The organism is Pantoea sp. X-Soil-TKNS-1279 (assembly GCF_059730565.1).
In genome coordinates, this window is the sequence record NZ_AP035952.1 from 172496 (window position 1) to 191075 (window position 18580).

General features: G+C 48.8%; 25 protein-coding genes. 17 read left to right on the plus strand and 8 right to left on the minus strand.

The window, feature by feature from the left end:
- The first annotated feature begins 594 nt into the window (after positions 1-594).
- On the plus strand, positions 595-1434 hold the full coding sequence (locus AC6I8N_RS26630) for a hypothetical protein (RefSeq protein WP_497831602.1): 840 nt from the start codon (positions 595-597) through the stop codon (positions 1432-1434).
- An 88-nt stretch (positions 1435-1522) separates the two neighbouring features.
- On the opposite strand, the gene AC6I8N_RS26635 is transcribed toward AC6I8N_RS26630, so the two are convergent.
- Together AC6I8N_RS26635 and AC6I8N_RS26640 are read right to left on the minus strand one after the other, a co-directional pair.
- Positions 1523-1708, minus strand: coding sequence for an Rpn/YhgA-type helix-turn-helix domain-containing protein (locus AC6I8N_RS26635; protein WP_497831603.1), 186 nt, complete (start codon positions 1706-1708; stop codon positions 1523-1525).
- A 46-nt stretch (positions 1709-1754) separates the two neighbouring features.
- Entirely contained in the window at positions 1755-2636 is an 882-nt protein-coding gene (locus AC6I8N_RS26640) for a hypothetical protein (RefSeq protein ID WP_497831604.1), read from the minus strand.
- A 359-nt stretch (positions 2637-2995) separates the two neighbouring features.
- Here AC6I8N_RS26640 and AC6I8N_RS26645 point away from each other — a divergent pair, with 359 nt between their 5' ends.
- From AC6I8N_RS26645 to AC6I8N_RS26670, 6 genes are all read left to right on the plus strand, one after another.
- A complete protein-coding gene (locus AC6I8N_RS26645; protein WP_497831605.1) occupies positions 2996-3526 on the plus strand; it encodes a hypothetical protein in 531 nt (176 codons plus the stop codon).
- A gap of 16 nt (positions 3527-3542) precedes the next feature.
- Complete coding sequence (locus AC6I8N_RS26650; RefSeq protein WP_497831606.1) at positions 3543-3860, plus strand: hypothetical protein; 318 nt, start codon at positions 3543-3545, stop codon at positions 3858-3860.
- A 75-nt stretch (positions 3861-3935) separates the two neighbouring features.
- Positions 3936-4280, plus strand: a complete 345-nt coding sequence (locus AC6I8N_RS26655; RefSeq protein WP_497831607.1) for an Rpn family recombination-promoting nuclease/putative transposase — start codon at positions 3936-3938, stop codon at positions 4278-4280.
- Complete coding sequence (locus AC6I8N_RS26660; protein ID WP_497831608.1) at positions 4280-4633, plus strand: Rpn/YhgA-type helix-turn-helix domain-containing protein; 354 nt, start codon at positions 4280-4282, stop codon at positions 4631-4633. The genes AC6I8N_RS26655 and AC6I8N_RS26660 overlap by 1 nt, the downstream gene beginning before the upstream one ends.
- 144 nt (positions 4634-4777) lie before the next feature.
- The gene (locus tag AC6I8N_RS26665) at positions 4778-5926 is read left to right on the plus strand and encodes a hypothetical protein (protein WP_497831609.1); all 1149 of its coding nucleotides are present in this window, start codon (positions 4778-4780) and stop codon (positions 5924-5926) included.
- A gap of 122 nt (positions 5927-6048) precedes the next feature.
- Positions 6049-6594 carry a chorismate mutase gene (locus AC6I8N_RS26670; protein WP_497831610.1) on the plus strand — a complete coding sequence of 182 codons (546 nt, stop codon included), beginning with the start codon at positions 6049-6051 and terminating at the stop codon, positions 6592-6594.
- A gap of 54 nt (positions 6595-6648) precedes the next feature.
- On the opposite strand, the gene AC6I8N_RS26675 is transcribed toward AC6I8N_RS26670, so the two are convergent.
- Positions 6649-7767: a lytic polysaccharide monooxygenase gene (locus tag AC6I8N_RS26675; RefSeq protein WP_497831611.1), complete on the minus strand. Its 1119-nt coding sequence runs from the start codon at positions 7765-7767 to the stop codon at positions 6649-6651.
- A gap of 334 nt (positions 7768-8101) precedes the next feature.
- Between AC6I8N_RS26675 and AC6I8N_RS26680 the strand changes: the two genes are divergently transcribed.
- Positions 8102-9052, plus strand: a complete 951-nt coding sequence (locus tag AC6I8N_RS26680; RefSeq protein ID WP_497831612.1) for a lytic polysaccharide monooxygenase — start codon at positions 8102-8104, stop codon at positions 9050-9052.
- Between the two features lie 52 nt (positions 9053-9104).
- On the opposite strand, the gene AC6I8N_RS26685 is transcribed toward AC6I8N_RS26680, so the two are convergent.
- Complete coding sequence (locus AC6I8N_RS26685; protein WP_497831613.1) at positions 9105-9473, minus strand: hypothetical protein; 369 nt, start codon at positions 9471-9473, stop codon at positions 9105-9107.
- Between the two features lie 651 nt (positions 9474-10124).
- On the opposite strand from AC6I8N_RS26685, the gene AC6I8N_RS26690 reads away from it, so the two are divergent.
- Positions 10125-10571 (plus strand): hypothetical protein, encoded by a 447-nt coding sequence (locus AC6I8N_RS26690; RefSeq protein WP_497831614.1) that lies wholly within the window; start codon positions 10125-10127, stop codon positions 10569-10571.
- 42 nt (positions 10572-10613) lie between these two features.
- The gene (locus AC6I8N_RS26695; RefSeq protein WP_497831615.1) at positions 10614-11006 is read left to right on the plus strand and encodes a hypothetical protein; all 393 of its coding nucleotides are present in this window, start codon (positions 10614-10616) and stop codon (positions 11004-11006) included.
- Positions 11007-11060: 54 nt separating this feature from the next.
- Here AC6I8N_RS26695 and AC6I8N_RS26700 read toward each other — a convergent pair whose 3' ends face one another.
- Positions 11061-12464 (minus strand): hypothetical protein, encoded by a 1404-nt coding sequence (locus tag AC6I8N_RS26700; protein WP_497831616.1) that lies wholly within the window; start codon positions 12462-12464, stop codon positions 11061-11063.
- A 284-nt stretch (positions 12465-12748) separates the two neighbouring features.
- Here AC6I8N_RS26700 and AC6I8N_RS26705 point away from each other — a divergent pair, with 284 nt between their 5' ends.
- The 3 genes from AC6I8N_RS26705 to AC6I8N_RS26715 all read left to right on the plus strand — a co-directional run bounded on the left by AC6I8N_RS26705 (position 12749) and on the right by AC6I8N_RS26715 (position 14259).
- Positions 12749-13246 carry a hypothetical protein gene (locus AC6I8N_RS26705; RefSeq protein WP_497831617.1) on the plus strand — a complete coding sequence of 166 codons (498 nt, stop codon included), beginning with the start codon at positions 12749-12751 and terminating at the stop codon, positions 13244-13246.
- Positions 13233-13469: a hypothetical protein gene (locus AC6I8N_RS26710; RefSeq protein WP_497831618.1), complete on the plus strand. Its 237-nt coding sequence runs from the start codon at positions 13233-13235 to the stop codon at positions 13467-13469. The genes AC6I8N_RS26705 and AC6I8N_RS26710 overlap by 14 nt, the downstream gene beginning before the upstream one ends.
- 529 nt (positions 13470-13998) lie before the next feature.
- Positions 13999-14259, plus strand: a complete 261-nt coding sequence (locus AC6I8N_RS26715) for a lytic polysaccharide monooxygenase (protein ID WP_497831619.1) — start codon at positions 13999-14001, stop codon at positions 14257-14259.
- Here the strand turns inward: AC6I8N_RS26715 and AC6I8N_RS26720 are convergent.
- On the minus strand, positions 14226-14534 hold the full coding sequence (locus tag AC6I8N_RS26720; RefSeq protein ID WP_497831620.1) for a hypothetical protein: 309 nt from the start codon (positions 14532-14534) through the stop codon (positions 14226-14228). The genes AC6I8N_RS26715 and AC6I8N_RS26720 overlap by 34 nt on opposite strands.
- Positions 14535-14861: 327 nt before the next feature.
- On the minus strand, positions 14862-15482 hold the full coding sequence (locus tag AC6I8N_RS26725; protein ID WP_497831621.1) for a hypothetical protein: 621 nt from the start codon (positions 15480-15482) through the stop codon (positions 14862-14864).
- 236 nt (positions 15483-15718) lie between these two features.
- Here AC6I8N_RS26725 and AC6I8N_RS26730 point away from each other — a divergent pair, with 236 nt between their 5' ends.
- From AC6I8N_RS26730 to AC6I8N_RS26745, 4 genes are all read left to right on the plus strand, one after another.
- Entirely contained in the window at positions 15719-15949 is a 231-nt protein-coding gene (locus AC6I8N_RS26730) for a hypothetical protein (protein WP_497831622.1), read from the plus strand.
- A gap of 79 nt (positions 15950-16028) precedes the next feature.
- Positions 16029-16436, plus strand: a complete 408-nt coding sequence (locus tag AC6I8N_RS26735; RefSeq protein WP_497831623.1) for an InvB/SpaK family type III secretion system chaperone — start codon at positions 16029-16031, stop codon at positions 16434-16436.
- Between the two features lie 9 nt (positions 16437-16445).
- The gene (locus AC6I8N_RS26740; RefSeq protein ID WP_497831624.1) at positions 16446-17753 is read left to right on the plus strand and encodes a FliI/YscN family ATPase; all 1308 of its coding nucleotides are present in this window, start codon (positions 16446-16448) and stop codon (positions 17751-17753) included.
- Positions 17731-18123, plus strand: a complete 393-nt coding sequence (locus tag AC6I8N_RS26745; protein ID WP_497831625.1) for a hypothetical protein — start codon at positions 17731-17733, stop codon at positions 18121-18123. The genes AC6I8N_RS26740 and AC6I8N_RS26745 overlap by 23 nt, the downstream gene beginning before the upstream one ends.
- A gap of 27 nt (positions 18124-18150) precedes the next feature.
- Here AC6I8N_RS26745 and AC6I8N_RS26750 read toward each other — a convergent pair whose 3' ends face one another.
- Entirely contained in the window at positions 18151-18519 is a 369-nt protein-coding gene (locus AC6I8N_RS26750) for a hypothetical protein (RefSeq protein ID WP_497831626.1), read from the minus strand.
- Positions 18520-18580: the final 61 nt, after the last annotated feature.

The window sequence follows — 18580 nt, forward strand, 5'->3', positions numbered from 1 at the left end:
AGATTGCTGAAAAACTCACGGAAAAATTATTACTCCGTTTTATTTGCGGGATAAATAATAAATAAAATAACAACAGAGGTCATCATCATGTGCGATTTATTATCTCCCCGCAGAAATAAACGCGCACTTCCGCGCACTATACTGACATCAGGATTGTTTTTTACAGGGATCAGTGCCAGTTATGCGGCGCTTTCCCCGGTGGAAAGCTTTCCATTACCCGGTAAAAGTACCTTCCTGTATCAGGGTGATGATCAGTTAATTTATGCTGTGTATCATAAGACAGACGGGTGACCTGAAGCTGTTGAGGAATGCTCCAGCTATGCGGTCATTGACGAAAATAATATGCTCTATGGGCTGAATGCGTATTAGTGCAAAATCAATAAAATTAAGTTGAAAGGTGCCACCAGCGATCAACCTGGCTGGGGGAGTTACCGCTGATGGTTGCACTAATAGCATGTTCTGGCACCAGAAGGGACAAAATTTATTCATCAGACAACGTTTGATGCCAGAACCGGATGGGGCTATCGCACTTTCAGTGGCGAAGATGGCAGCGGTGTCCTGGCTTTCTCGCCTGACGGGCAAAACACTAAAATTATGCTGTATCGCTGGGGTATCGACAGCGCGCCAATGATTCAGGGCAACTCACTGTACGTCGCAACGAGTAGTACCCTCTATCGCGATACACTGGATGGCCAGGAGATTGCTGGCTGGAAACAAGCCCGACAGATCGGTCAGGATGTGCTGGAGGATAATAAAGATGACAAATTCATTTCCTTAGCCTGGGTCGTGAAAGAAAACGGTATCGAAATCGAACGTGGATCCATTCCAGTCAGTCCGCGTGATTCTGTCGACAAGAAGGTCTCTCCGTATCAATGGCCATTGCAATTGGCAACCGCCATCAACGAGCGTTCTCTGTACCTGAAAGCCGGTGAACAACAAGATGATAAATTTATTCCGCTTGCTAGCAAATTCATTCCACAGGGCAGCAATATGAGTGTGGAACTAATACCCACTTTTTATGACTTTGCAGATTGTTCAACCGGATGCAACAGCGGTGTTATTCACTATCGGGGAATTAACCCCACCGGCAGCTATATCTGTTCGTTCAAAGACCTCGCGCCAAACTCTAAAATAAAAGTGACCGCGACTCCGCCCTTTGGACAGGCAGAAACCAAAATCTTCGAAGCTGGAGAGAATACAGGTCGTTATAGCTGGCCTAAATTTCTGAGTGATTTTATCAATAACCAGTTCGGAAACTATGCGTTCAGGGCCGGAGAAAAGCTGGATGCGAAGAGAGATGTACAAATGAGGACGGTGTATAGCGGCTATCGCAACCGTCTGTGGTTATCGGGCAACAGTCGTATTACCATCGAATTGCCAGAAGCTGTAGGCAAAGTCGCAGATGACTGCGATGAAGACTCAATGGCGAAATAATGTAAGTTAATACGCCAGGTTTACACCGGGTTGGTATGTTGCGCTTACACCCTTCATCGGAAATAAGTGCAACACCCAACCCACACAACTACTTTTCTGGTCCCGATAAATCGTCCTCACTAACGCCTGTCAGTGCGATAATGGTTTCACGATCATAGCCTTCCTTCTCCATTGCCTTAGCGATATCAACCCTGACCTGCTGCACACCTTTGTAATAACCTAACTCTTCCAGTTGCTCTGCAATACCTCGCGCAATCTTTTCTAAGTTTGCCACCCCTTTCCTCCCTTTGTTATATCGCTGGCGGTCCATTATTTCACTATTAAAACCGCGTAAACTCAGTATCGTTCTTTTTTGTTATATCAAAAAAACAACAGGGTTTGATAAATTGCTGACCATCTTCTTGTGGATGCACGGCATTATGATTACCTTCGACAAAAACAACGTCATGATCAGAAACATGACTTTTTATCACGCGAATCGTATCAACCACGCTCATATTGTATTTCTTGGCAAATGCAATCGCATTATTTACTTTGACAACAACATCTGGTGTGCTGTTCGTCAGGCATTTTATCTCACCATAGGATCTGATGGATTCTCTGGTGTCGCTCACTATAAGCGTATCAATATCAATGTTAAATCCCTTGCGCGCCATATAGGTCAGCATTTCATGTGTGTTGAGTTTTTTCGTGCAACATTTATCATAAGAATGTTTGAATTTAGACACCCAGTCATTATTAATTCGATCGCTACCCCATGAATATTTTCCCTGTCCCACCAGGGAAAATATCCCCCTACCTGATTTAGCAGAGAGTAATCGTTGGGTTTGCCAGTCGTCACAGCCGTTCATTTGCATGATCTTACTGACGGATAAAGTTCCCCTGGTGATGTTAGAGATTTTCTCCTCTAGCCTTTGCTCAACTCGGGTCAATAAGCGAATAATTTTCGCCTTATCGCCTTCCTGCCGGACGGTAATTCTATCGCCCTCAATCCCTTTTTTAAGAGAACACACAATAGCTCTCTGAAACTTCAAACTATAACCACTTTTCCTGACATATTTCGGCTTTAGGAAATTAAGAGAGACTTTGACATTAGTTATGTATTTTACGAACTTTCTGGCGCCTTCTTTTGATACTCGATCACCTATAAGAAGATCAATGTAGTCTGAGGCAGAACCCTGGTGTGGACCTGTGATTATCATTGCCTTCCCCTCTGAGACATGGTTGTTAATCTGAAATCAGACTTCCATCTTTGTCATCGCAGAATGTCTTGTCGAGCGGCTTTCATGAATTTTTCATGGCATGTTTATCTTAATGTAGCCCGGATAGTTAACGAGATGAATAACGAGATCGCGCAAATAAATCTTAACCTGGAAACATCATATACAGAGGGAGAAAAACTCCAATAATCATTCACTAGCTTTAACTTATTATTACCAGTTCAACTAACTCACGTAATTAACATAAAATATCGCAGTGTATATGATCGATTTCCATTAATTGTATTTAGAAAAAATCAGGCAACAGCTTCATGTTTTTTTCATAGCTATGGAGGAAAAGAATGATCCCGGATGCAGCCAATCCCCTATCTTCACCAGAATTTATTCACCCTGGCGGTTCAGGCAGCGAGGCAAAAAAAGCCACTTTGGTACCCTGGCTGGTTCGGAATACATGCAGTTTTATCAAGTCATGGTTTATCACTCCTCCTCCACTAACCGCCGACGCGGCATTAGCAGACTACAAAAACATGACAAAAGGTATACCGGGTGCAAAATCGTTCAACAGTGAAACCGGGTTACTCGTCCATATTCAGGCGAAGCTGCTTAATTTTGAACAACAGACCTCTGCCATCACTTCACAGCCGGGCACTCCTTCCCCCCCTGTGCTGGCTATTCAGGGGATTAACGCGATACGCCTTGCACCACGGCAAGGTATCAAACCGGTTTTGCATTTGGTTGATCAATGGGCCTGTGTGCCGTTGCTGGGCCGTAGCTCCGTCGATTCCGCGGGTTGTCGGCCGGTAACTTTAGCTGGCGTCATCGCGCAGTGTCATGACATCGTCAGCGATGCCATCTCCCGCCATACCGCATGAAGACAAAGCTATCCCCATGTTTAACTTCACCCTGAAGTTGCATGCTAACTCCGCGCTTAACTATCCAACGGCCCCTCTTCCGCTCCAACTTGCCGCAAACAGTTGTGCTGAATTTCTCAACACAGATACGCACCAACCTTTCCCGGTCGCAGAATTCCTGAATGCACTCAAGAATCAGCAGTTGCCAATGTTAATCAGCAACTTATCTCCCCTCTCAGCGATCCCGATTAGATTAAATGCTGTCGAAGCGGAAAACCCGGATCAGGTATCGTTTATAACCATCTTGACCACGCCAGCTTTCCTCCCGAATGGCGCTATCAGCGTAGCTGGATAAAAACGGCACCACACACGCAATTGATCGTGGAGTTTAAAAATGCCGCTGCCGCAGCGGTGTATGTTCAACTGAACCATGTCGGGCAGATGTGGCGCAGGCTACGTCTACGCTCTGCTTGAACATCAAAGTTCTCCCGATAAGCATATGACCTTACGGCTGATGCGGTACGCCATTGCTGCGATGCAGCGTCATCTGGATGAAGGCCATGATGAATTGCCTCTTGTGATACCAATTTTGTTCTATCATGGCAAAACAAGTTCCTACCCTTACTCAATGAACTGGTTGAACGCCTTTCCCGATCCGCAGTTGGCTGAACAGGTCTTTTGTCGCCCTTTCTCTCTGGTCGATGTCACCATGATCCCTGATGATGAAATTCTGCTGCACCGCAGTGTGGCACGACTGGAGATGGCGCATAAATAGTGCGTATTCGTGACATGCTGGAAAATATTGACCCAATGGCAACGTTGCTGGCGCTGGATTACAATGATGATCTCTCAAGCGATGTCATCCTGTACCTGCTTCGTTACGGTGAAACGGAGGACCGCGATAAATTCGTTGAGATAATGATGCAGGCTAAACCGCAATTAAAGGAACAAATTGTGACGATTGAGCAGCAATGGCGGATGGAAGGGCGTCAGGAAGGACACCAGGAGGGTAAGCGGGAGGAGAAACAAGAGGTTGCACAGCGAATGATGCAGGAGCAACTCGATTTCCATACTATCATGAAGGTAACGGGTCTGAGCGAAAGCGAGCTCGAACAGCTACATTCATGAATAAGATCTCTACGGGGTATCGCGCGCGATCAGTCATTCTCCCGCCGTTCCTGAGATATTCCGTGATAAACCGTTTTCCTGACTGGGGGCCATCCCATCAAAAAAACGCTGCTGTACTGGGCAGGTTTTGCGGCACTTTACACCGTGCTGGCGCTGTTCAGTTTTCAAAACCGCGACCCGTGGAGTTTCTCCTCGACGGTGTGGTTTCCGGCAGGTCTGCTGCTGGCAGCGCTGTGGTTATCGCCCCGGCGCGACTGGCCAATGTGGCTAATCACCGCCGGGCTACTGCACGCATTGTGCGGTGTGTATACCGGACGTCCTCCTTTACTCGCCGGGATTTTTGCCGCTTTTGATATCGTGGTGTTTCCACTTTGTGTCCTGCTGCTGCGCCAGTTGCCACAGCTACGCTGGCAACAGCCGGTCATTCAGGTGCTGTGCCAGGTCGGGATCGTGGCAATGTGCCTGAGCCTCGGCAGCATCTTGCTCAGTTGCTGTTTATTGCTGGCAGGCTATGCCGTCGCTCCGCAGCATTTTCTCTCCTGGACGTTGGCCGCGCTCACGGCGGCGTTGTCTATCCTCCATTTTCTGCATAGCAGAGAGAGTACCTTCTCACCCAGCCGCTGGCACAGCATCCCGGTTCTCGCCAGCAACCTTGGTCTGATGTTACTGCTGGCAGCCACCGATAACGGCCCGTGGCTGGGGCTGAATCCATTGTGGCTTCAGTTCAGCGCCCTGCTGTTAAGCGTTTTTATTCTTTCCACTCGCCAGGTGGGTCTGCTTCTGCTGCTGCAATACGCCATCATGACCACCGCCGCGTCATTCGACCATTCGACACAGGCAACGGTACTGACGGTATGGCAGGTACAGTGGTATCTGATTTTTTCAGCGATTATTTCCGGTTGCCTCAGTGAATTCGTCGATGCCCACCGACAAATGGTGGCACGCAGAGAAAGCGAACAGCAAATTATTGCCCGCCTGGCGGATACGGCCTCCAGCCTGATATTTACGCTGGACCTGGCCGCAGGCGAAATTGAGTGGCGCGGAACGCCTGCGGTTTTTTTCCCCGATGAAACCCTTTCGGTAAGCACGCTGGAATTACTCAATGCCCATTGCTCTCCCCCGTTTATACATGAGGTGATTGAATGGTATGCCGACACCGCCCGCATCCAGTTTAGCCAGCCATTATGGGTGCAGCGGCTCAACGGCGAGCGGGTGCATTGTGTGCTGATGTTGCAGCGTATCGCCGGACAGCCGTCACTCATTGGCGGGTTGACCCTGTCAGGGGCGCAATAGCGACAGAGTCCTCATCCCTCACATTGCAGGCATTTACTGCCCCGCTCGCCATCAGGTAAATTATTCTTTGCCTGGCTGCTTTATCAGGAAATGCATCAAAAAGATCACTACAGGGAGAGGTAATGAAGATGAAACATCAGGGTAGAAAGTGGATCTGGGGAGTGCTGGCGCTGTTGGCATCCTGTTCATGGAGTGCCAGTGCCGCGTCGGTTGGCGGGTTGGTAGGCCAACGTCTGTCAATGATGAAAGACGTCGCCGCCTGGAAAGCCGCCAATCATAAACCCGTGGAGGATTTGCCGCAGGAACAACGCGTACTGGACAGTTCGCTGGCAGAAGCGCGTAAACTCGGCCTGTCTCCGGACTCAGTCGCGCCATTTATTCAGGCGCAAATGGATGTCGCGAAGGCGATTCAGTACCGCTATCGCGCCGACTGGCTATCAGACACACACCGTCCAACCCCGCCGCGCTCGCTGGATGAAACCCGCAGCCAACTTAACAGCATCAGCAGCGAGATCCTGCGTCAGCTTTCGCGCGATCTGCGTGTTGACCCTAAAGCGGGCGGCAAAGCATGTAGCGCGTTGCAGTCACTGCGCCTGCATAATTTGACCAATGATGACAAACGCTATCTGTGCCAGACATTACGCCAGGTAAAACGGACCCGGCATTAGCAATAAAAAAGCGTCAACAGCAGAGCCGTTGACGCTTTGTTCACGCAAGAAAACTTACTTCACCAGTTGCCACAAACTATGTGCCGCGCCCGGTGCCCAATCGCTCTGTGATTTGTTGTCGTTCAGACACTTATACGTCTGGCCGTTATGCGTCACCGTATCACCTGCGAAATACTGATGACCCACCACCCAGGCGCTGCCTTGCGGGATACTGTCTTTGACTTCCACCTGGATATCTTTCGACACGCTACCAAAATCGTTTGTTGCTGTCAGACGGTAGGTCGCGGTACCGGTATGGTCACCCTTAACCCAGGCGCGTGGTGCGGTGATATTCGGACCTTCCAGTCTGCGAGTGGTAGGCGCTGCATGTTTCTCCTGCAACTGGAATTTGTCGAAACCTTCCACCACTTCCCAAATGTAGTTGTTAGCATACTGGGTGTTGGATGCATCCATCGCATAAGCCGCGTTGGCGCTGTTCTTCTCCACCACGATTTTGTTCTGTGCAAAATGGATGACCGGTTTATGCTGCTGTTCGTGGGAACCATCATCACCACCACCGATGTTACTACCGCTGAACTCAACATCAGCAATGTTATAGAACGCCGCGCTGGTGTCATTGACCGTCCAGACGGCCAGAATCGCCTGATATCCTTCGCGGGCCGGAACGTTACAGGTATGGCTGTCAGTCTGCCCCGGACGCTCTCCATTACGGCTAACGGTACAGAATGGCGTGGATTCAAAAGAGGCGCGCGACAGTGCCTGATTTGGGTTCCAGTCATTTTTGGTGATGAAATATTCGTATTTCGTGGTCGGATGCGGTGTAGTAAAGTACCAGGTAAACTGATGCTCACCAGCAGACATCGGGGTCTTATTCCAGCGCGCTTCGCTTTGCGCATCCAATTCAGGACCACGCACACTGTTAGCGCTGGCAATCATACCATCAAGTAGTTCACCCAGAGGATAACCCTTGCCTCTTTCCATACTTTGCGGCTCATACTGAATATTTCCGCAGCCGGTGTTCATCTTTTCAGTGGGATAGTTTTTATCATGAGTTTCCTTGATCTTATTACACAATAACGCACGCGCCGGTGGGTCCAGTAAGTAACCATGTGACCAGGCCGCACCACTGACCAACAGGGTTGTAACAGCAAATGCCAGTTTGTTAAGTTTCATATTTATTGCTCATCAATATTAAGTTGAAATGAATGCAATCCCACGATTCTGCGGTGAAGCTCTAAGAAAACGTGTTAATTGGTGATTCATTATGAATTCGGCATGGAATATAGATACCCTGGTCACCTGGCGGAATAAGGTTTTTCTCTTCTACAGCGAGAATAGCAGAGTAATTAAACTAAAAAACCATTATCCCGTGTAGAAATCGCAACTTCTCGCTCGGGATAAGAAGTTACTCATTCAACCGGGCTGCGTTATTCAGCAAAATCACGGGAAAATTCTATTACCTGACAATCAGGTTTTATTCTTCGCGCGAGAATCGACGAGAACAGTTATGAAATTCAATAAATCCGCCATTACCCTGGTCGGCTTACTGGTGAGCGGTGTGGCATATTCGCAAGGTTATGTGGTGGACCCACCTTCGCGGGCGGCTATGTGCAAGCAGGGCAAAAATAACCAATGTGATAACGAAGCGATGTATATCGCTGATCGGGTCATCAACTCAACCGCATTCAGCGGTGATTTTCCTGAAGATGGCCGGCTGGCCAGCGGTGGCCTGTTACAGTTTTCATCATTAAATAGCGAACGCGCCACCCGCTGGGAAAAGAATTCGCTGGATAAAGGCAACGTTGATATTAGCTGGCAATTCACCGCGCCTTCCCGTGTGGCAAGTTATAAATATTATCTCACCAAACCAGACTGGCAAAAAAGGCTGGATAAGGCCAACCATCTGACGCGCGACAGCTTTGCCAGCAAACCTTTTTGCACCCAGCGTGGCAGTGATGAAAACGTACAGGGACTGGTCACCCATCGTTGCCAATTACCCGACAGTCAGGGCTATCAATTAATTTATGCCGTGGCGGAAATGGAATCCGCTGCCAGCGGCAGCCACGAGCGTATTTATAACGTGGTTGATGTCGATATTGATCACATCAAAATTGGTCGTCCCACACCGGTCAATAGCGAATGGACCAAAGAGATCGCGACAATCGACCAACTGGTCAACGGCGAGCCGATGATAGCCCCGCAGGGTAAAACCATTAACGTGCATTTTTTAAGTAATGAAGCGGATAAAACGGCGCGTGATTTACATGTATCTTTACCTGCCGGGGAAGAGAGCGCGTGGAGTTATTATGTGGCAGAAATGATCAACGGCACATATACCCGTATCCGCGCCGGGGCAATGCATGACGACGGGAATGTTTATCCCGAAAAAGACCGAATAAACAGCATATACGTTAAGGCGAACAACCCCATTACTCATGCCGAAATTTCGTTTCGTTGATGGGGGAAATGTTTATAGAGCGGCGCGATAAATCGCACCGCTACGACAGGCGCTATTTATTAATCTGGCAATCTATTTTTTCAGCACGACAAAACATCGAACTCTGACCATTTCCTGCCTCACATTTTTTCTGCACCGTCAGACGCGTTTCCAGTTCGGTACGACCGAAGGCAGAATATTCCGTGCCAAAAGTTTTCACTTTACAGAAATATTGACGTTCAGGGGCGGCACCGACGGGTTTGCCGTAGCCGGGCCGTTGATGACCAACATTAATATTCACGTCGGGCGCGGAAGGAAGCGGGCGTTCACTACGTTCGTCTTCGCGACGGGTGTCACGTCCCTGCATATAACCGTCCCGATAAGCCTGCTGCATCGCGTTACGGCTATTTTCCGGGCAGAAATTAATATAGTCGCTGTCCATAGGCCCCCCTGCTGCGCCGTCGTTCATTCCGCGGGTAAAACTGGTGTTGGCATTGCAGGAGCGGGAATCCACCAGGTCTGAAGACTGAAGAGTACAGCCGGATAACATCACTAAAGTTGCAGCCGTTAAAATAACGCGTTGTAACGCATCAAATTTCATAAAATATTCTCACCATCATTGAAAAAACGTCACCGGGCATGAAGCCACCCGCCATAACATCGTCGTATTTATTCCTTTTATGACACCCGCTTTCCATCAGTCGGGTTCGAAAAAAAAGTCCTCCCTTATTTGTCATACCTGTTCACGCCGGTTGAGCAGTATTTTTGCAATCTGGTTCTCTTTACCCTGGTTCACGTTTGCCTTACGGCACAACGCCCTCTCAGCAACAAAGGAACCCTATGATGATCTCTCATTCTCCTGAACAACCGGACCTGCTGTTGCAATTGCAGCAACAAATGGCCGAATTTGGTATCTCCTCGGTGTTCGATGTGGTGAATAAAGCTGTGCGCAGCTTATTCACGACTATCAGGACCGCTTTTCTCCGGAAACCATCGCGACGTTTTACCAGGCGGCCCAGAGCCGCGCCAGCCAGATCACTCGTCACTATCTGAATCACCACGCCAGCGGCGCATTTGCCCTCTCGCCCCGGTGGTGAGGTGCAGACCCTGGCACAGCGCCGCCAGCACCACCCATCTCGGTTTGCAGGCACTGAACACCCGCTGGGATAAAGTGGTGCTGGAAAATATGCTCCAGCCTGCGTTTCTCGCGTCTCCCGCCGGTCCCGACGCCACCCGGCAACTCCGCCAGTCACAACGCGCCAATCTGGCGCTGGCTCCGGGGCTGATGGTGTTGTGTCGGGAACAGCCGGTTTGGTGTTCCGCCGTGCTATGTAATCAGCATGACATCAAAGCCAGCAACGGTGAGCCGCTGGATCTGCTGCACGCGCCACTTCCCAGCTTGCGCAATGCGGCAACGGGTTTTGCAGGTGCTTTAGCGGCACACCACACTGCACAGATTCCCAGGGAATGGGCCAGAAGCATTATAAGTGGTGCTAGTTTTTTTGCCGCATTACAAAAGGCGACCGAAATAGTAAGATAATGGCCGACGTTCATTGCTGCATCGAATGCCGAGAAAGCAAAAATGATTCTCACCGAGCTGGTGCCAATATTGGTCAGCATATCCGCCTCAGTTTTTATCAGTGAACCGGGTAAGATGGTCGGTTATACAATTAACAATACCATCGGCGTGTTGGCGACTGTCTGTAACAGCACCATCAGTGCCAGTTTATTCGGAATAATGTCCAAATCACTCGGCTTAAAACCTGAGTCCACCACGTACACGCGACAAGAGCCCTTTAAATACACCTATAAGGATGGCAACAAAAGAATCGCCGATAAAGATAACTCAGAAGATGCTCTGGCCGCTACCATGTTCAATACCAATATCATGCCATCCGTCTATTTAGTATCGGATGTCGTTCTCACAAAATTCACGGATATTCGACATGATGAGTCGGTGAAAGAGGTTGTATAATACGTTCAACGACCTCGTCAGAGGCCGTTGGTATTTTATCCGTGCCGTGATGGTTCAGGAGGTTTTAGGAATATATTTACTGATCCATCTGCCACCGAATGTCGTCTCGATTTTTGTGCCTTGATGATCGATGACCCCTGCTTTAATTCCCGGCGCCCAGTTAATGATACTCATGTCTGTACGGTTGCGCGCCGGCAAAATTGTCGTTAACAGGTGCGATGATGCAATCATACTGCCAATAGCAGCCATGAGTTGGTCGCTGGCCTTGTCATCCACATATGTATAAGCAACAGCACCACAGCTCAATGTTCCGAGAAAGATAACAGCCAGTTTGAGCCACTCATCGGTTAACGAGTAACTGTGTTTTTCTGAACCCCTCCCGATGAGTGTGGAGCACGACGCGCCTGCCCCTCCCAACGCATGAACACCGACGATGCCATAACCACGCAGCACGCTCTCATACGAAACGGTAATACCTGGAATTTTCTGATATTTTTGCTGTTCATTTAACTCAAAGCCAGCACTCACAAATACTCTTCGCCTGATAATAGTCCTCGCCTGAGCGTAGAGATCCGCCGTTGAGGTAGCGACACCAAAGTATTGCTTCAGAATATTTAGGGTCTTTGATAACGCCGCTTCAACATAACCACAACCTTCAATAGTGAATTTTTTGGGTCTGTCATTAGCGTTGAAAGGCGTGAAAGGGTTTTTACTCTCCGGCACGACAAACCTTAATTGCAGGCCCATTTTGGCCGAAACCGCAGTGACACGTTCATAGGGAAACGACATGGCAAAACTGAGTAGCAAAACCGTTGTTTTAACGTCCAGATATTCCAGCAAAAAACCGCCAATGATATCGAGGTTTTTCAACCTGGCAGACTCACTACAATCTTTATTTAAGTTTGTCATCCTTGCGAACGATTCTTCACACTCTTTTTCCTGATCCTTCAAGGTTTTTTGCAGTTCTGTTAACTCGCGTTGTTGCTCCGCAGTCAATTCCGTTGTCTCATGTTGTTCTGACATTTCATTGATAATTTGTGTTGTCGCTTCACGATTATGCTCTGCTGAACCCCAGAGGAGTGCGGCATCGACCAGTTTTTCGATCCGCTCTGGTGCCCAGTGTGTCGACTGTCCCAATGCCGCCACCGTTTCATCTCTCGCCGTCTTTCCTTTGTCGATACATTCCTTCAACATTTTATCAATTTGCTTAAAGGCTTTCTCTTGCAAACCGGTATTTACCTTATTCATTATCTGACAGAACGTATTATGAATGGCAAAAGGCAGGGTAAAAGGTGACATAACCAGGCTCTTCACGCGATTTAAACATGAGAGGATTTCACCCGTTGTATTTTTCAGCAGCTTAATGTTTTCAGAAAGCCGATAAGCAGGTGTATCTCGGTGACATTGTGGCTTATCTGTATAGTCGAGATTAACAGATACCGATCCAATTTCAGACATAACATCTCCAGACAGGAAATAAAAAATAAAATTGTAGTCCATCAGGCTAATTTCATTTCAAGCGCGCCATGATAAAAAACTTAAAATAAAATGATTATACCTTCACAGACACAGATGAAGAGTTAATAAATTCGTCACAATAAAATCCAAAAAAATAAAAATGAAACAAAAGCAGCTTCTAATTTAAGATAAGGTTCGTGGTCTTAACTTACCACCATTCCGGTGTTAATCGGACATCACGCAGGTTATGTTTCCGCCCCCCTTATTCGTTCCAGGAGCTGAAAATGACCGACATGACCAATGCCTGCGGCAATATTCAGGCGCATCGCTACACCCTGCTGGGGCTACCTTTATCCTGTGAAGTCACACTGGCGGCGTTGGATGAACAACCCGAAACCCTGATACCGGTACTGTTATCCATCGAATATGATGTCTTCAATCAAGCGTGTCGTGAAGTCGCAGGCAACAACGTGACGACCTGGCGCGAATATTGTCCCACACTGCAAAGTCTGCTGCGTATTCTGGTTCGCGCTCCCGGACAACAAGGACGCCAGTATGGCGCTGTCTTGCAGGATTTACTTTACGGATATGATCCTGCGGGCAATGTGATTACTCAGGATGATGCCGCACAGCCCACCTCCTTCTTTCGCAATCAACGCGTCGATGGGCTGTGTACCTACCGCTACGACACTCTTTATCAGTTGATTGAAGCCACCGGCCAGGAAAGTATCAAAGCGGGCATTCAGGGGCCGGATTTGCCTGAGCGTGATGCGTCACCGTAGTGATAATGGCAACAAACGTTACACGATGACGATGGTCGTCTCTCCCACCTCCAACCGGGCGGTGAAACAGGATGCCTCCGGCATTATCAAACCCGAGGATGTTGACCTTTTCTTTGATGCTAACGGCCATCTGCTGGTGCTTAACACCAATCAACCCATGACCTGGGATGCGCGTAATCAGTTAAAATCAGTGGCATTGCCTGGCAGTACGAAAAGCGAGTGAAGTTTTTTTTGTGCCGTCTGAAAGAATGACGGCGCATAAAGAAAAACATTCCCTCAATATTTAATTTCTCTAACACAATATAAATGAAACCGTCTCGTCTATTTTCTTTTATCTGACATAAAATTCATTTGTTAAATATTAAGCGAAGTGAGATAACGCTACGCAATGTAACTTCACCCCCGCTAACAGACTTATTAACGCCTCGCTTAATAACTCTCAACCAACCTCTGGAAAAATAATTAATATCGTCCCATACCTTTCCTGAGAGGAATTTCTTCGGACTCTACCCAACCTATTAATTCGCACGCCAATCACCTATGCCGTATTTTAACCTTATCACGACTGGTTACTGCAGGAATTAATTCTATGAAAATAATCAAGATAGGCTCGACCCTGCTAAAAGGAATGACAATATTAATCTCGTTTTTGTTATCCCAATTAGCCTATGGTCACGGTGCGGTTTCTTACCCTGTTTCGCGACAATTACAATGCTTTCAGGATGGTGCCATATGGGGGACCGATAGAAAATGTGCCAAACGCTGGCTGCCGTGCCAGTTTACAAATCTCGCAGCAATATCCGTTTGTCCAGTGGCCCGAAGTGGCGGCCAATCCTGAACATCCCGATGATGATCAGAGCGTTAAACTGGCAGTACCGGATGGATCGTTATGTGCCGCCGGGGATAAAAGAAAAATCGGTCTGGACGCACCACAAAATGCCGGTTGGAAGATGACCGATGTTGAGTCAGGGAAACCCATTCAGCTCACCCACTCGATCAACGGCCAGAAATAATCCAGACCAATATCCCGGTTGTGGTTGCCAGCGAAACCGGTATCGAGGGAGACTTTCGCTTTGCCACCGCCCAACTTCAGCCAGCTTTCGACTTCGGCGGTCAGTGCGCTGTTCACCGCACTGTTCGCGACACCGCGCGCCGCATCGCTGGCATTACTTTGTTGCGCGGATCCCCAGAACTGCGCCATGTGATCACGTAGCGGCGAGGCTTCTGAGGTGAAAACTTCTTCGGACGGTGGACCGCTAGCCCCCGGGCTAAGGGCATGTGCAGGCAAGGAAAAAATCAATAAAGAAAACAGATAATGAAATAATACAAAAATTGTCTGCCAGCGCAGCTAAGAGGAGATCGTCCGTTCCGTCATAACTCAATACTCAATCCAAAGTACAGAAAGTCGTGCCTGGCAGATACGCCAGCGTTACGACAAGGTAATAGGATTATTCGATGAGTGAGAAAACGGGCTATATACGCAGAGTGATAATCCTGCGATTAAATTATGAAAACCTGAAAATAAGCTGATTATGTGAATATATGCTCGCGTGATCAGTAGCTTGTATTCCCTGTAGCAGCGCGATAAATCGCACCGCTACGGTTCTTTATTGCATTATTTTTGCAGCTCAGGTTTACCGAGCTGCCATACCACTTGCTGTATCACCTGTTTACGGGCATCAAACACCCATACCATTGGCCCCGCCTCCAGCCTGAACTGCTGTTTATGCTCGTGAATTTTGATGTTAAACCGCGAAATACCTAACGCCCGGCAACGCTGTTCAAGCGAACCGGCCTCCTCTGCCACGCTGCGCGGCAACCAGAGCGTGGCTTCCGTGATGGAGAATTCCCGCGTTAACGTCTTGATAAAGTTATCAAGGACCAGCGGTGTCATCAGCAAACCAGGCAGCCGCTGTTCCAGCTCCGTTTTAAGCCAGCTCAGCCAGTTTTCCATCAGTTGCTGCTGTTGCACCAGCGTTTCCGGCACCTGCGCCAGTACCTGGCGGAAGCCTTCACTCTTCCCCTGTTCAAATGCTTTCTGAAAGCGTTCCTCCGCCTGTTTGTCCTGGAGACGGCGTTGACGGGAGAGATAACGTTTGAATTGCTCCAGTGCATCTTCCAGCGCCGGACGTGGCGCATTGGCGGCTTTAATTACTGGCCCATCAATTGCCGTAAACGGGGTTAATTTTCTCGGTTGCATAATATTGGCTGACTTTTGCGGGATATAACGCGCCATACTAAATTTTCAGACAGGTGCCACAAGTCCACACACGTAATTATCATGGTAATATCAGATTGATTTAACGGCAGTTATTTATAATTGTGCGGAGAATAATCGAACAAACTGAAAATAAAAGATATCCAATGATAAAGACTCTTTTTATGGCATTTTTGTGTTGCGTGTTACTTTCAGCCTGTTCATCTCCTGAGTCCACTGCGGACGAACCTGGCAATCACGCCAACGACCAGCTAATGACCGCACAAATTCAGCGTCTGATTCTTCGCTGCATGCTGCCACGGGTTTATTACCGCTGGTCTGATGAAACGTCGGTGCAGGTCACCTGGTACACCTCCAGACAGTCAATTCAGGTGAAAAGCTCACTACCGGGAGATATCCAGTCATGTGTTGATCAGTATTACAGCGCACAGCCTTTTTATTTCCGCTCTGGCTTGTCCGGCAAAATGGATATACGCAGTAGTTAACGCCTTTCGCCCGCTAAATTTATTGTAAAACCAACCTTGCGCGATCGAGCGCGCAGCCAGGAATGAATAAGGAAAGAAAATGCAATTTGATCTCGCAGAGATGCTACGTCGTTCGTTAGATAAAATGGGCTATAAAGGCGAAGAGTTTCAATTTGATTCCCACTCCACCATTGAAATCGGTCTGGAAAATATTCCGAGCATGTTCTTATCGCTGATTGATGAACGCGTATGGTTATGGAGTCGTCTGACGTGGATGAACCGTGACACGCTGGATGCCTGGGGAACCGAGTTATGGCTGGAATTACAAGAGACGCTGCCATCCGTCATCACCGGGCAACCGGTGCTGGGGCATGGCGATGAAGGTTATGAGCTGAAAGCGCTGGTCGATGAGAATTGTTTCGAACAGGAAGACGGCTTTGAGTCACTGCTCGAAAGTTTTTTCCTGCTCTGTACCCGCCTGCAAGATCGTTTCAGTCGGTTAGGGTAAGCCGTCACCATGATTAAGTTTATCGAGCATTATGCCTGCCCGCTGAAGGTGCTTGGGGGCATTATGGAAGTGCCACTGCCACACGTCAGGCTGGGCGAGATTTGCCTGATTCATGCCGATGCCCGCGCAGAAACATGGCGACGTGGCCAGGTGATTGGTTTTAAACCTGGCTGCGCCATCCTAAGTTTGTTCGACGATGGGCAAGGGCTGAACGGGCGTTCTCAGGTGTTTCCAACCGGACACCCATTATGTGTTGAGGTCAGCGAGAAAAGCCTTGGCGGCATTTATAATGGTGTCGGTGAACTCTGCGCCAGCATGGTGGCAGACAAGCCAGCCTCTGAGCCGCGTTTCTCCCCGCAACTACGCACGGTTGAAAGTCAGGTTGTGGACCCGCTGCGACGCAGGCCGATTAATCAGCCCTTTTTCACTGGCGTACGGGCAATAGATGGTCTGATGACCTGTAGTAAAGGCCAGCGTGTCGGCATTTTTGCGCCCGCGGGTGCCGGAAAATCATCGCTACTTCAGGCATTGTTGCAGCACGACAATGCTGAAGTCATTGTTATTGCATTGATTGGAGAACGTGGCCGGGAAGTGCAGGATTTTATCCAGTATGGGCTACATCCCCAACAGCGCGCCAAAACGGTGTTGGTGTACGCTACCTCCGATGCCCCGCCGATTGAAAGAAAAAACGCCGCGCTGGTGGCGATGACGATTGCCGAATATTTCCGTGATGCTGGCTGTGAAGTGCTGCTGTTGATGGACTCGATCACCCGCTATGCACGCGCCCTGCGCGAAGTCGGATTTGCCGCCGGAGAACCTGCGGCATCCTCCGGTTTTCCCGCCTCGGTGTTTGCCGAATTGCCTCGTTTGCTGGAGCGCGCCGGTTGCGGCAAAGATCGCGGCATGATCACCGCCTTCTTTACAATTTTGCTCGAATCGCAACATGGGCATGATGCCATCGGTGAGGAGGTACGTTCGATACTTGATGGCCATATCTACCTTTCCAGCAAACTTGCCGCCGCCAACCACTACCCTGCCATTGATGTGCTGAACAGCCTGAGTCGCCTGTTTTCCCGCATTACCTCACCACAACAACAGGAAATTGCAGGCATTCTCCGCCGCGCATTACAACGGCTGGATGAAGTGCAACTGCTGCTGGAATTGGGAGAATACCAAACTGGTCATGATGATTTCACCGATAAAGTGATTGAGCACAAAACCATACTCATGGACTTCCTTCAGCAGACTTCTGCTGAAAGTGAAGCGCCTGAAACTACTCTGGAGAAAATGCTACATGTCGCGCACGCTTTTTTCTAAGCTCGGCGAACTGCACCGCCGTCGTAAAATGCAATGTCTGGCAAAACTTGAGGAGACACAAAAAAACATCGCCCGGCTTGAAACTCAGATTGCTGAAAATGAACAGGTGCGAAAGCAGGCGTCGCTCAGTATTGATCAGGCCATGCTACATCTCACGCTGCAACAGGTGGTGGTGACCCAGGAAGTCTATGATGTCCGTCTGCTGGAGGCGGCTATGCGACGTAATATCCTGCAACTGGAGACGGAAGCCGAACAATATCAGAAGGAAAAAGCACGCCACCAATCCGATGCCGAAGATTTACGTAAAGTGGTACGCTATTTTGGTATTAAGGAAGAAAAAATGGTGCGGGGCGAGACACGACTAAAGTGATATGAACATCGGTAAGTGAGGTATAGATTATTGCCCGGTGGCGTCGCGCTCTTTGTCTGCATAACGCTGAAATTTAACTTTCGCCCCGCTCTCAGCAGCAGTCAACCAACTGGCTGTACCACCGTACGGATACCAGGTTTCCCGGCTAACCATCTTCCCACTGACATCGACCACTCCAGTGACACTGGCGAGCCGATCGCTGAGTTTAAAATGTGCCATAATTTGGCTGCCTTCCCGATAAATGCGGCTCAGTCCTGCCGTGATCACCAGCATGTGGGGTTGTAGGTTAGCCGCGGCCCGTATCTCCAGCCCCGGCAGATAACGTACCTGTTGCTGGCGTTTGATGCTGTGTTCACCACGGGCAGCGTAGCGATAATATCCCCGATATTGTGACATACGTGTCCTCCTGAGTTGAGAGCAACAAACGTAAGTCATCAGGGATCAATTAAAAACATGC

Excerpts from the sequence above, each read along its gene's own strand:
- AC6I8N_RS26640 (WP_497831604.1), bottom strand. The coding sequence starts at position 2,636 with ATGATAATCACAGGTCCACACCAGGGTTCTGCCTCAGACTACATTGAT.
- AC6I8N_RS26725 (WP_497831621.1), bottom strand. The coding sequence starts at position 15,482 with ATGGCGCGTTATATCCCGCAAAAGTCAGCCAATATTATGCAACCGAGA.
- AC6I8N_RS26650 (WP_497831606.1), top strand. The coding sequence starts at position 3,543 with ATGTTTAACTTCACCCTGAAGTTGCATGCTAACTCCGCGCTTAACTAT.
- AC6I8N_RS26655 (WP_497831607.1), top strand. The coding sequence starts at position 3,936 with ATGTCGGGCAGATGTGGCGCAGGCTACGTCTACGCTCTGCTTGAACAT.
- AC6I8N_RS26705 (WP_497831617.1), top strand. The coding sequence starts at position 12,749 with ATGACCGACATGACCAATGCCTGCGGCAATATTCAGGCGCATCGCTAC.
- AC6I8N_RS26750 (WP_497831626.1), bottom strand. The coding sequence starts at position 18,519 with ATGTCACAATATCGGGGATATTATCGCTACGCTGCCCGTGGTGAACAC.
- AC6I8N_RS26710 (WP_497831618.1), top strand. The coding sequence starts at position 13,233 with ATGCGTCACCGTAGTGATAATGGCAACAAACGTTACACGATGACGATG.
- AC6I8N_RS26670 (WP_497831610.1), top strand. The coding sequence starts at position 6,049 with ATGAAGATGAAACATCAGGGTAGAAAGTGGATCTGGGGAGTGCTGGCG.
- AC6I8N_RS26740 (WP_497831624.1), top strand. The coding sequence starts at position 16,446 with ATGATTAAGTTTATCGAGCATTATGCCTGCCCGCTGAAGGTGCTTGGG.
- AC6I8N_RS26680 (WP_497831612.1), top strand. The coding sequence starts at position 8,102 with ATGAAATTCAATAAATCCGCCATTACCCTGGTCGGCTTACTGGTGAGC.
- AC6I8N_RS26685 (WP_497831613.1), bottom strand. The coding sequence starts at position 9,473 with ATGGACAGCGACTATATTAATTTCTGCCCGGAAAATAGCCGTAACGCG.
- AC6I8N_RS26745 (WP_497831625.1), top strand. The coding sequence starts at position 17,731 with ATGTCGCGCACGCTTTTTTCTAAGCTCGGCGAACTGCACCGCCGTCGT.
- AC6I8N_RS26700 (WP_497831616.1), bottom strand. The coding sequence starts at position 12,464 with ATGTCTGAAATTGGATCGGTATCTGTTAATCTCGACTATACAGATAAG.
- AC6I8N_RS26695 (WP_497831615.1), top strand. The coding sequence starts at position 10,614 with ATGATTCTCACCGAGCTGGTGCCAATATTGGTCAGCATATCCGCCTCA.
- AC6I8N_RS26630 (WP_497831602.1), top strand. The coding sequence starts at position 595 with ATGCTGTATCGCTGGGGTATCGACAGCGCGCCAATGATTCAGGGCAAC.
- AC6I8N_RS26735 (WP_497831623.1), top strand. The coding sequence starts at position 16,029 with ATGCAATTTGATCTCGCAGAGATGCTACGTCGTTCGTTAGATAAAATG.
- AC6I8N_RS26730 (WP_497831622.1), top strand. The coding sequence starts at position 15,719 with ATGACCGCACAAATTCAGCGTCTGATTCTTCGCTGCATGCTGCCACGG.
- AC6I8N_RS26645 (WP_497831605.1), top strand. The coding sequence starts at position 2,996 with ATGATCCCGGATGCAGCCAATCCCCTATCTTCACCAGAATTTATTCAC.
- AC6I8N_RS26675 (WP_497831611.1), bottom strand. The coding sequence starts at position 7,767 with ATGAAACTTAACAAACTGGCATTTGCTGTTACAACCCTGTTGGTCAGT.